Here is a 12,187-nt window from a genome sequence, read left to right on the forward strand (position 1 = left end):
ATGAATGCTGAAGACGCCTTGAAACTTGCTCGCCGGTTTATCGGGTTGCCCCTGGAAAAGCGCCGGATGTTCCTGGCCGCGTTGGACAAGGAGGGCGTGGAGTTCAGCGGTTTTCCCATTCCCCGGGGCGTCGAGGCCGAGGATCGCCAGGCGTTGTCCTATGCCCAGCAGCGCATGTGGTTTCTCTGGCAACTGGAGCCGGGCAGCGGCGCCTATAACCTGCCGGGTGCGGTGCGTCTCAAGGGCGCGTTGAGCCTGCCGGCGCTGGAGCAAGCCTTCGCCAGCCTGGTGGCCCGTCATGAAACCCTGCGCACGGTGTTCCAGCGCCAGGCCGACGACAGCCTGCTGCAGATCCCCTCCAACGCCGCGCTGAAGATCGGGCGCCAGGACTTCAGCGCCTTGCCAGCCGCCGAACGCGAACAGGCGGTGCGTCAGGCCGCCGAAGCACAATCGATGCAGCCTTTCGACCTGTCCAGCGGCCCGTTGCTGCGGGTCGAATTGCTCACGCTCGATGAACGCGAGCATGTGCTGCTGCTGACCTTGCACCACATCGTCTCCGATGGCTGGTCGATGAACGTGCTGATCGACGAGTTCATCCGCTGCTACGACGCCCATGAAGCGGGCGTGGCGCCGCAACTGGCCGATTTGCCGATCCAGTACAGCGACTATGCGCTGTGGCAACGCCGCTGGCTGGAAGCCGGCGAGCAGGCGCGTCAACTCGACTATTGGCAGGCGCAACTGGGCGATGAACACCCCGTGCTGGAACTGCCCATCGATCACCCGCGCCCGGCGATGCCCAGCTATCGCGGCACGCGCTTTGAATTCGCCGTGGAGCCGGCCCTGGCCGAGCAACTGCGCACCACCGCCCAGCGGCACAACATCACCCTGTTCATGCTCCTGCTCGGCGCCTTCAACGTGCTGCTGCATCGCTACACCGGCCACACCGATATCCGCGTCGGCGTGCCCATCGCCAACCGCAACCGCGCCGAAACCGAAGGGCTGATCGGCTTCTTCGTCAACACCCAGGTATTGCGCACCAAGCTCGGCGGCCAGACCCGTGTCGATGAGCTGCTGCGCACGGTCAAGGAAGCCGCCCTCGGTGCCCAGGCCCATCAGGACTTGCCGTTCGAACGCCTGGTGGAAGCCCTGAAACTGGAGCGCAGCCTCAGCCATACGCCGCTGTTTCAGGTGATGTACAACCACCAGCCGCACGTGGCCGACATCGCCAGCATTCGCACCGCGTCGGGTCTGGAGTTGTCGATGCTGGAATGGCAGGGCCGCACTACTCAGTTCGACCTGACCCTCGACACCTGGGAAAAGGCCGGCAAACTGCACGCGGCGCTGACCTACGCCAACGATCTGTTCGACGCCGCCACGGTCGAGCGCATGGCCCGACACTGGACGCGGCTGCTGCACGGCATGGTTGCCGACAGCCATGCACGCGTCGGTGAGTTGCCGTTGCTCGAAGCCGATGAGTATCAGCGCCTGATCCATGACTGGAACCCGCTGGGCGCGCCGTTCGACCAGACGCTGTGCATTCACCAACTGATCGCTCGCCAGGCCCAGGCCACGCCGGATGCCCTGGCCGTCACTTTCGCCGACACCCGACTGACCTACAGCGAACTCGACGGCCGCGCCAATCGCCTGGCCCACAAGCTCATCGAATTGGGCGTGGGCCCGGAAGTGCGCGTGGGCGTGGCGATGCTGCGCTCCGAACACCTGCTGATCGCCTTGCTGGCGGTGCTCAAGGCCGGCGGCGCCTACGTGCCGCTGGACCCGGACTACCCGGCCGAGCGCGTGGCCTACATGCTCGACGACAGCCGCGCCCGGGTCTTGCTGACCGAGCAGGCGGTGGCGGCGACGCTGAGCGTACCGAGCGAAACCGCCGTGCTGATGCTGGATCGGATCGAGCTGGGGCAGTACCCACTCCGTGCACCGATTACCCACGTCACGCCAGACAACCTCGCCTATGTGATCTATACCTCCGGCTCCACCGGTCAACCCAAGGGCGTGGCGATTGCCCATCGCAACGTGCTGGCGCTGATCGACTGGTCCCGATCGGTCTACAGCCGCGACGACATCCAGGGCGTACTCGCCGCCACGTCGGTGTGCTTCGATTTGTCGGTGTGGGAACTGTTCGTGACCCTGGCCAACGGCGGCTCGCTGATCATCGCCCGCAATGCCCTGGAATTGCCGCAACTGCCGGCCCGGGACCAGGTGCGGCTGATCAACACCGTGCCGTCGGCGATTGCCGCGTTGCAGCGCAATGGTGAGATCCCGGCCAGCGTGCGCATCATCAACCTCGCTGGAGAGCCGCTGAAGCAGAGCCTGGTGGATGCGCTGTACCAACATTCACCCTGTGAGTCTGTGGGAGCAAAGCCTGTGGAGTCAGTGCCTGTGGGAGCAAGCTTTGCTCCCACAGGCTCACTCCCACAGGTGGGTGGCGTTGAACATGTCTACGATCTTTACGGCCCCTCGGAAGACACCACCTATTCCACCTGGACCCGCCGCACCGCCGGCGGCACGGCGAACATCGGCCGCCCCCTCAAGCACACGGCCAGCTACCTGCTGGACGCCGACCTGCAACCGGTGCCCCAAGGCGTCTCGGCGGAGTTGTACCTGAGCGGCGCGGGCATCACCCGTGGTTACCTCGGCCGTGCCGCGATGACCGCCGAGAAATACGTGCCCAACCCGTTTTCCACCCACGGCGAACGCCTGTACCGCACCGGCGACCTGACCCGTTACCAGGCCGACGGCACCTTGCAGTACGTCGGTCGCATCGACCATCAGGTCAAGGTCCGCGGCTTCCGTATCGAGCTGGGGGAGATCGAAGCGCGCCTGCTGCAACAGCCCCAGGTGCGCGAATTGGCGGTGCTGGCCCAGGACAGTGAGCACGGTCAGCAACTGGTGGCCTTCCTCGTCCCGAGCGACGCCAAGGTGCTGACCGAGGCCGAGCACCAGGTGCAATTGCGCGAAACCCTCAAGGCTGCTTTGCGTGAACACCTGCCGGATTACATGGTGCCGGCCTACCTGGTGTTCCTCGATCAACTGCCGCTGACCCCCAATGGCAAACTCGACCGCAAGGCCTTGCCGGCCATTGACGGCAGTGAGCAGCAGCGCGAATTCGTCGCGCCCCACAGCCCCATGGAAAAAGCCCTGGCGGCGATCTGGCAGGACGTACTGAACCTCGACAGCATCGGCCTGGAAGACAACTTCTTCGAGCTGGGCGGTGATTCCATCGTCTCCATGCAAGTGGTCAGCCGTGCGCGGCAAGCCGGGATCGTGCTCAATCCCAAAGCCCTGTTCCAGCACCAGACCCTGCGCAGCCTGGCGCTGGTTGCGCGCCAGGGCGACAGCCATGCGGTCGATCAAGGCCTGGCGCGCGGCGCGGTGCCGTTGACGCCGGTGCAGCAGTGGTTCTTCGAGCGTGACATTCCCGAGCGGCAACATTGGAACCAGTCGCTGCTGCTGGTGCCCGGCGAGCCCCTTGACGTCGCGGCATTGGAATCGGCCCTGGCCCGTTTGGTCGAGCACCATGACAGCCTGCGCCTGCGCTTTACCCAGGTGAACGGCCACTGGCAGCAAGCCTATGCCGAGCCGTCGGCGGCCAGTGTGTTGTGGCAACGCCAGGCGACGTCGGTCGAACAACTCAACGCCCTGTGCGACGACGCCCAGCGCAGCCTCGACCTGGACGATGGGCCGCTGTTGCGAGCCTTGCTGGTGGACATGGCCGATGGCAGCCAGCGCTTGTTGCTGGCGATCCATCACCTGGTGGTGGACGGGGTTTCGTGGCGCGTGCTGCTGGACGATCTGCAACAGTTCTACCGCCAATTGCAGGCCGGCCAGCCGATCCAGGTGCCGGCCAAGACCAGCGCGTATGGACAATGGGCCGCGCACCTGCACGGGCATCTCGATGGCTTCATGGACAGCCTCGATTACTGGCGTGCCCAGGGCCATGCGCCGGCCGGCAACGGCTTGCCGTGCGACTACCCCGAGCGCCTGCTCCTGGCGTGTGACGAGCGCAAGGTGCAAGTGCGGCTGGACGCCGAACAGACCCGCCAACTGCTGCAACAGGCGCCCAGGGCCTACCGCACCCAGGTCAATGACCTGCTGCTGACGGCCCTGGCCCGTACGGTGTGCCGTTGGACCGGGCAGGACAGCACACTGATCCAGCTCGAAGGCCATGGCCGTGAAGAGCTGTTCGAGGGCGTTGACCTGACCCGCACCGTCGGTTGGTTCACCAGCCTGTTCCCGGTCAGCCTCCGCCCGGCGTCGGCGTTGAGTGCGTCGATCAAGACCATCAAGGAGCAACTGCGCGCCGTACCGGACAAGGGCCTGGGCTATGGCGTGCTGCGCTACCTGGGCGAACCGGCGGTGCGTGCCGAACTGGCAGCCTTGGCGGCGCCGCGCATCACCTTCAACTACCTGGGGCAGTTCGACCGGCAGTTCGACGACGGCGCGCTGTTCGTACCCTCCAGCGAAGGCAGTGGCGCGGCGCAACATGCCCGGGCGCCGCTGGCGAACTGGTTGACAGTGGAAGGCCAGGTCTACGGTGGGGAGTTGTCCCTGAACTGGGGGTTCAGCGAGCGGATGTTCAAGCAGCAGACCATCGAGACACTGGCCGCTGACTACCTCGCCGAGCTGAGGACGTTGATCGAACACTGCTGCGCGCTGGAAACGCCACAGGCGACGCCATCGGACTTCCCCCTGGCCCGCATCAGTCAGGCGCAACTCGACAACCTGCCGATGGCCGCCGGGCAGTTGGACGACCTCTATCCGTTGTCGCCGATGCAGCAGGGCTTGCTGTTCCACACTTTGTACGAGCAGGCGGCGGGGGAGTACATCAACCAGTTGCGCGTGGACGTCCAAGGCATCGATGCGCAGCGCTTCGCCGACGCCTGGCAGGCCACCCTCGATGCCCACGATAGTTTGCGTAGCGGCTTTGTCTGGCAGGGTGACCTGGAGCAGCCGTTGCAGATCGTTCATCGCCAGGTCGAGTTGCCATTCACGGTCCTCGACTGGCGCGGGCGCGAGCACCTCGCCGAGGCCCTGAATGAGCGCGCCGACGCCGAGCGTCGTCAGGGCTTCGACCTGACCCAGGCGCCGTTGCTGCGCCTGGTGCTGGTGCAGACCGAGGCCGAGCGCTGGCACCTGATCTACACCCATCACCACATCCTGATGGACGGCTGGAGCAACGCTCAATTGCTGGGCGAAGTGTTGCAGCGCTACAGCGGTCGCTTGCCCAAGGCCAATGTCGGGCGTTATCGCGACTACATCGCCTGGCTGCAACGCCAGGACGCTCAATTGAGCGAGACGTTCTGGACCGGTCAGTTGGCAACCTTGCAAGAGCCAACGCGGTTGGCGCGCGTCATGTCCACCAGCGAAATCCACAGCGGCCATGGTGATCACTTCCAGACCCTGGACGCGACCCGCACCCAGGCCCTGGAACAGTTCGCCCGCCAACAGAAAGTCACCCTCAACACCCTGGTGCAAGCGGCGTGGTTGTTGTTGCTGCAACGCTACACCGGCCATGACAGCGTCGCCTTCGGTGCCACCGTGGCCGGGCGTCCGGCGGATCTGCCGGGCATCGAGCAACAGGTCGGCCTGTTCATCAACACCTTGCCGGTGATCGCCGCGCCAAGGCCGGACCAGTCGGTCGGCGCCTGGTTGCAAGCCGTGCAGGCGCAGAACCTCAGCTTGCGGGAATTCGAGCACACGCCGTTGGCGGACATCCAGCGCTGGGCCGGGCAGGGCGGCGAGGCGCTGTTCGACAACATCCTGGTGTTCGAGAACTACCCGATTGCCCAGGCCCTGGCAGAAGGCGCCGGGCAGGGCGCGGTATTTGGCGACGTCAGCCACCTGGAGCAAACCCATTATCCGTTGAGCGTGGCCGTGACCCTCGGCCAGACCCTGGCGCTGCACTACAGTTTCGACCGGGCGCATTTCAGCCCGGCGGCCATCGACGGCATCAGCGCGCAGCTGTCGCTGCTGTTGGAACGCTTCGCCGAGTCGGCGACGCGCACCCTCGGGCAAATCGCCCTGGTCAGCGTCGAGGAACAGGCCCGGCAACAGGCTGCCAACCACCCGCAGCCATACCCGACCGACATCGCCGTGCATCAGCGCATCGCCCATCTGGCGGCGCACAAGCCCCTGGCGACGGCGGTGATCTTCGACGGCCAGCGCTTCAGCTATGGCGACATCGACCGGCGCGCCAACCAGTTGGCCCACGCCTTGATTGCCCGTGGCGTAGCCCCGGAAACCCGGGTTGGTGTGGCCCTGCCACGCAGCGAAGGGGTGATCGTCGCGCTGCTGGCGGTGCTCAAGGCCGGCGCGGCCTATGTGCCACTGGACACCAGTTACCCACGGGAACGCCTGGCGTACCTGATCGAGGATTCGGGGCTGGCGCTGTTGCTCACCGACTCCCGGGTGTCGGCGCAACTGCCGCTGGAGGGCGCCAATCAAGTGCTGGAACTCGATCGCCTGGACTTGAGCTTGCAACCTGCGGATGCACCCTCGGTCGCCGTCGATCCGCAGAACCTCGCCTACGTGATCTACACCTCCGGTTCCACCGGCAACCCCAAAGGCGTGAGCGTGGCCCACGGCCCGCTGGCGATGCACTGCCAGGCCATCGGCGAGCGCTATGAAATGCGCGACAGCGATTGCGAATTCCACTTCATGTCCTTCGCCTTCGACGGTGCCCACGAGCGCTGGCTCACCAGCCTGACCCACGGCGCCTCGCTGCTGATTCGCGACGACAGCCTGTGGACCCCGGAACAGACCTACCACGCCATGGGCGAACACGGCGTGACGGTAGTGGCGTTCCCGCCGGTGTACCTGCAACAACTGGCCGAGCACGCCGAGCGCGAGGGCAATCCGCCGAAGGTGCGCATCTACTGCTTCGGCGGCGATGCGGTGCCCAACGCCAGTTTCGAACGGGTCAAGCGCGCCCTCGATCCGGACTTCATCATCAACGGCTATGGCCCGACCGAAACCGTGGTCACCCCGCTGATCTGGAAGGCCGGCCGCGACGTGGCGTGTGGCGCCGCCTATGCACCCATCGGCAGCCGCATCGGCGACCGCAGCGCCTATGTGCTCGACGCCGACCTGAACCTGCTGCCCCAAGGCATGGCCGGTGAGCTGTACCTGGGTGGCACCGGGCTGGCGCGGGGTTACCTGAACCGTCCGGGCCTGACGGCCGAGCGCTTTGTCGCCGACCCGTTCAGCCGCAGCGGCGGCTTGCTCTATCGCACCGGCGACCTGGTGCGCCAACGGGCCGATGGCACCTTCGATTACCTGGACCGCATCGACAACCAGGTGAAGATCCGCGGCTTCCGCATCGAGCTGGGTGAGGTCGAAGCCAGCCTGCAAGCCCTCGACGGCGTGCGCGAAGCGGTGGTGGTGGCCCAGGAAGGCACCGCCGGCAGTGGCAAGCGCCTGGTCGCCTACGTGGTGGCCAATGAACCGGTGCCGGAGGATTTCGCCGAGCACCTGCGTGACCAGCTCAAGGCAACCTTGCCGGCGCACATGGTCCCGGCCTATCTGCTGCGGCTCGACCGCCTGCCGCTGACCCCCAACGGCAAGCTCGACCGCAAGAACCTGCCCAAGCCCGACGTCAGCCAATTGCAGCAGACCTACGTGGCCCCGCGCAGCGCGCTGGAACAGCAACTGGTGTCGATCTGGCAGGACGTACTCAAGCTCGCGCAAGTGGGCCTGCGGGACAACTTCTTCGAACTGGGCGGCGATTCCATCGTCTCGATCCAGGTGGTCAGCCGCGCACGCCAGGCCGGTATTCATTTCACGCCCAAGGACTTGTTCCAGCACCAGACCATCGAGGCGCTGGCGGCGGTGGCGCAGACGGGCGCACCGCGGCAAGCGCTGGACCAGCAACCGGCCAGCGGCGAAACGGCGCTGCTGCCGATTCACCAGTGGTTCTTTGCCCAGGCGATTCCTGACCGTCATCACTGGAACCAGTCGGTGATGCTCAAGCCGACCCAGGCGTTGGATGCCCGGGCGCTGGAGCAGGCCTTGAACGCCCTGGTCGTGCACCACGACAGCCTGCGCCTGGCGTTCATCGAACAGGCCGGAGGCTGGACGGCGGGCTACCGTGACGGGGTGGCTGACGGGATTGTCTGGCAAGCCGACGTCACCGATCTCGCTGGGTTGGAAACGCTGGGCAATCAGGCCCAGCGCAGCCTGCAACTGGACGGTGGCTCGCTGATCCGTGCGGTGCTGGCGAACCTCGCCGATGGCACCCAGCGCCTGCTGTTGATCGTGCATCACCTGGTGGTCGACGGGGTGTCCTGGCGGATCCTCGTCGAAGACCTGCAAATGGCTTATCGGCAGGCGCTCGCCGGTGCGGTCGTGCAACTGCCGGCCAAGACCAGCGCGATCAAGGCCTGGGCCGAAGCGTTACAGGGCTACGCCAGCAGCCCATCCTTGCAGGCCGAGCTGGGGGGCTGGCAACAGCAGTTGCAAGGCGCCGCCACGGCGTTGCCATGGGATAACCCCCAGGGCGGACAGCAACATGGCCAAGCCGTGACGATTCGCACGGCCCTGGACAAAAACCTCACCCGGCAATTGCTGCAGCAAGCCCCGGCGGCCTATCGCACCCAGGTCAATGACCTGTTGCTCACCGCCCTGGCGCGGGTGATGGTGCGCTGGACTGGCGCTGACAATGTGTTAGTGCAACTCGAAGGTCACGGCCGTGAAGAACTGTTCGAGCACATCGACCTGACCCGCACGGTCGGCTGGTTCACCAGCCTGTTCCCGGCCTGTTTGACACCCGCTGCCGACCTCGCTGCTTCGCTGAAGCAGATCAAGGAACAACTGCGCGCCATCCCCCACAAGGGCATCGGTTTCGGTGCCCTGGCGCACCTGGGCGATGCGTCAGCGCGGCAAGCGTTGCAGGCCTTGCCGACGCCGCAACTGACCTTCAACTATCTCGGCCAGTTCGACGGCAATTTCGCGGCGGCTGACGATGCCCTGTTTGTGCCCACCGACGAGCATGGCGGTGAAGAGTTGAACATGCAGGGCCCGCTGGGCAGTCCGCTGGCGCTGGACGGCAAAGTCTTCGGCGGCGCGCTGGACTTGACCTGGACCTTCAGCGGCGACCTGTTCCAGGCGTCGACCATTCAACGACTGGCCGACGACTACCTGGAAGAACTCACCGCGCTCATCCGTCATTGCTGCGACAGCCAGCACCGTGGCGTGACGCCGTCGGACTTCCCGTTGGCGCGGCTGACCCAGGCGCAACTGGATACCCTGGTGCGCCAACCCCAGGCCGTCGACGACATCTACCCGCTGTCGCCGATGCAACAGGGCATGCTGTTTCACTCCTTGCTCGGACAAGGCAGTGGCGACTACATCAACCAGATGCGCCTCGACGTCGAGAGCGTCGACCCGCAACGTTTCCGCGCGGCCTGGCAGGCGGTGGTCGATGCCCATGACATTCTGCGCACCGGGTTCTTCTGGCAGGGCGACCTGGCGCAGCCGGTGCAAATCGTCCAGCGTCAGGTCGAGGTGCCGTTCCGTGTGCTCGATTGGAATGGGCGGACGGACATTGGCGGCGCCTTGCAAACCCTGGCCGATGAAGAGCGTGCCCAAGGCCTGGACCTGACCCAGGCGCCGCTGATGCGCCTGGTGCTGGTGCGCACCGGCACTGATCGTCATCACCTGATCTACACCAACCATCACATCCTGATGGATGGCTGGAGCAGCGCGCAGTTGCTCGGTGAAGTGTTGCAGCATTACCGGGGCGACAGCGTGGCCCGTCCGGCCGGTCGTTATCGCGATTACATTGCCTGGCTGCAACGCCAGGACGCGAGCCTCGGCGAAGGGTTCTGGACGCAACAGTTGCGCACGCTGGATGAGCCGGTGCGCCTGGCCCAGGTGTTTGCCCGCCCGGCGCAGGACGTCTCGGCGAAGCCGTACGGCCATCACCGCGTACAGCTGGATGCGCTGCAGAGCCAACGCCTGGCCGAGTTCGCCCGGGAATCCAAAGTCACCGTCAACACCCTGGTGCAAGCGGCCTGGCTGCTGCTGTTGCAGCGCTACACCGGCAAGGCCAGCGTGGCGTTTGGCGCAACGGTGGCGGGGCGGCCGGCGGACCTGGTGGGCGTCGAGGGCCAGATCGGCCTGTTCATCAACACCTTGCCGGTCATCGCCAGCCCGCGTCCGGAACAGAGCCTGGGGGACTGGCTGCACAGCGTCCAGGCGCAGAACCTGGCCTTGCGCGAGTTCGAGCACACGGCGCTGTTCGACATCCAGCGCTGGGCTGGCCTGGGCGGCGAAGCCTTGTTCGACAACATCCTGGTGTTCGAGAACTACCCGATTTCCGAAGCCTTGGCGCAGGGGGCGCCTGAAGGCTTGCGTTTCGGTGCCGTGGATAACCTGGAACAGACCAACTACCCGCTGACCCTGCTGGTCAGCCTCGGTGCCGAACTGGCGGTGCAGTTCAGCTATCAGTGCGAGAGTTTTGCTCAGGCCTCGGTCGAGCGGATCGGCCTGCATCTGCAGCGCTTGCTGGTGCAAATGACCGACGCCGGGCAACGTTCCTTGGGCGAGCTGAGCTTGCTCGACGAGCGCGAAACCCGCCAGCACGTGCAAGGCTGGAACGCCACCGCAGCCAGTTATCCACAGACGCGTTGCGTCCATCAATTGTTCGAGGCCCAGGCCCGCCAAACGCCGGATGCCACGGCACTGGTGTTCGCCGAGCAGGCGCTGAGCTACGCCGAACTCAATGTCCGGGCCAACCGCCTGGCCCATCGCTTGATCGAACAGGGTGTGGGGCCCGATCAATTGGTCGGTGTCGCGCTGGAGCGCGGCGTGGAGATGATTGTCGCCTTGCTGGCGATCCTCAAGGCCGGTGGCGCCTACCTGCCACTGGACCCGGCGTTCCCCCAGGACCGCCTGGCGCACATGATCGAAGACAGCGGCATCGAACTGCTGCTGACCCAACGTTCGCTGCTCAACCAGCTACCGCTGTCCTGTGGGAGCGGTGTTGGCGTTAAGACATTGGTGTTGGATCAGGAGGGTGTCTGGTTCGACGGTGATACCTGCGAGGCGCCGGCGACGCGCCTGGATGCGGAGCACCTGGCCTACGTGATCTACACCTCCGGTTCCACCGGCAAGCCCAAGGGCGTGATGGTGCGTCATGGGGCGCTGGTGAATTTCGTCGCCAGCATGGCCCGTGAACCGGGCATCGCCGCCAGTGATCGAGTGCTGTCGCTGACCACGTTCTCGTTCGATATCTTCGGCCTGGAACTGTACGGAGCGCTGTTGAGCGGTGCCTGCGTGGTGCTGGTGGACAAGCAGAGCGCCCACGACCCCGAGGCGCTGCTCAAGACCATCGACCGGCAACAGGTCAGCGTGGTCCAGGCCACGCCCTCGACCTGGCGCATGTTGCTCGACCACCCGGCGTCCGCGTTGCTGGCCGGGCGCAAGTGCCTGTGCGGTGGCGAGGCGTTGGCCGAGGACCTGGCCGAGCGGCTGCTGGATGTCGCTGGCGAGGTCTGGAACCTGTATGGCCCGACTGAAACCACCATCTGGTCGGCGGCCTACCGCTTGACTGAAGAGCAACGCGTGCCGTACCTCGGCCGGCCGATTGCCAACACGTCGCTGTACATCGTCGGCGATCACTTCGCGCCAAACCCGGTCGGGCTGATCGGCGAACTGCTGATTGGCGGCGACGGCCTGGCCCGGGGTTACCACGACCGTGCGGCGCTCACCGCCGAGCGCTTCCTGCCGGACCCGTTCGGCAACGGCGCGCGGGTGTACCGCACCGGTGACCTGGCGCGCCAGTGTGGCGACGGCGTGATCGAGTACATCGGTCGGGTCGACCATCAAGTGAAGATCCGCGGCTTCCGCATCGAACTGGGGGAAATCGAAGCCTGCCTGCTGGCCCAGGAAGCGATCCGCGAAGCCGTGGTGGTGCCCCAGCAAGGGCCGGGCGGCCTGCAGTTGGTGGCCTACCTGATTGCCGCCCATCCGGAGGTGGCTGAGCCGGCGGCACTGCGCGAAGCCCTCAAGGCGCAGCTCGCGCCGTTGCTGCCCGATTACATGATGCCGGCGCACTGGCTGTTGCTCGAACGCTTGCCGCTGACCCCCAACGGCAAGCTCGACCGCAAGGCCCTGCCGCTGCCGGACGCCCGGCAACTGCTGCGTGCCTACGTGGCGCCACAAGGCGCGC

General features: G+C 65.8%; 1 protein-coding gene (cut by a window edge). It reads left to right on the forward strand.

Annotation, left to right across the window (positions count from 1 at the left end):
* A protein-coding gene (locus DTP52_RS17875) for a non-ribosomal peptide synthase/polyketide synthase (RefSeq protein ID WP_109754551.1) crosses the window boundary here: on the forward strand, positions 1 to 12,187 show its 5' portion. Its footprint extends 278 nt past the window's final position; 12,187 of the gene's 12,465 nt are visible here — the first part of the coding sequence; the start codon lies at positions 1 to 3; the stop codon falls past the right edge of the window.

The organism is Pseudomonas sp. 43mfcvi1.1, assembly GCF_900115935.1.
Classification (GTDB): domain Bacteria; phylum Pseudomonadota; class Gammaproteobacteria; order Pseudomonadales; family Pseudomonadaceae; genus Aquipseudomonas; species Aquipseudomonas bijieensis.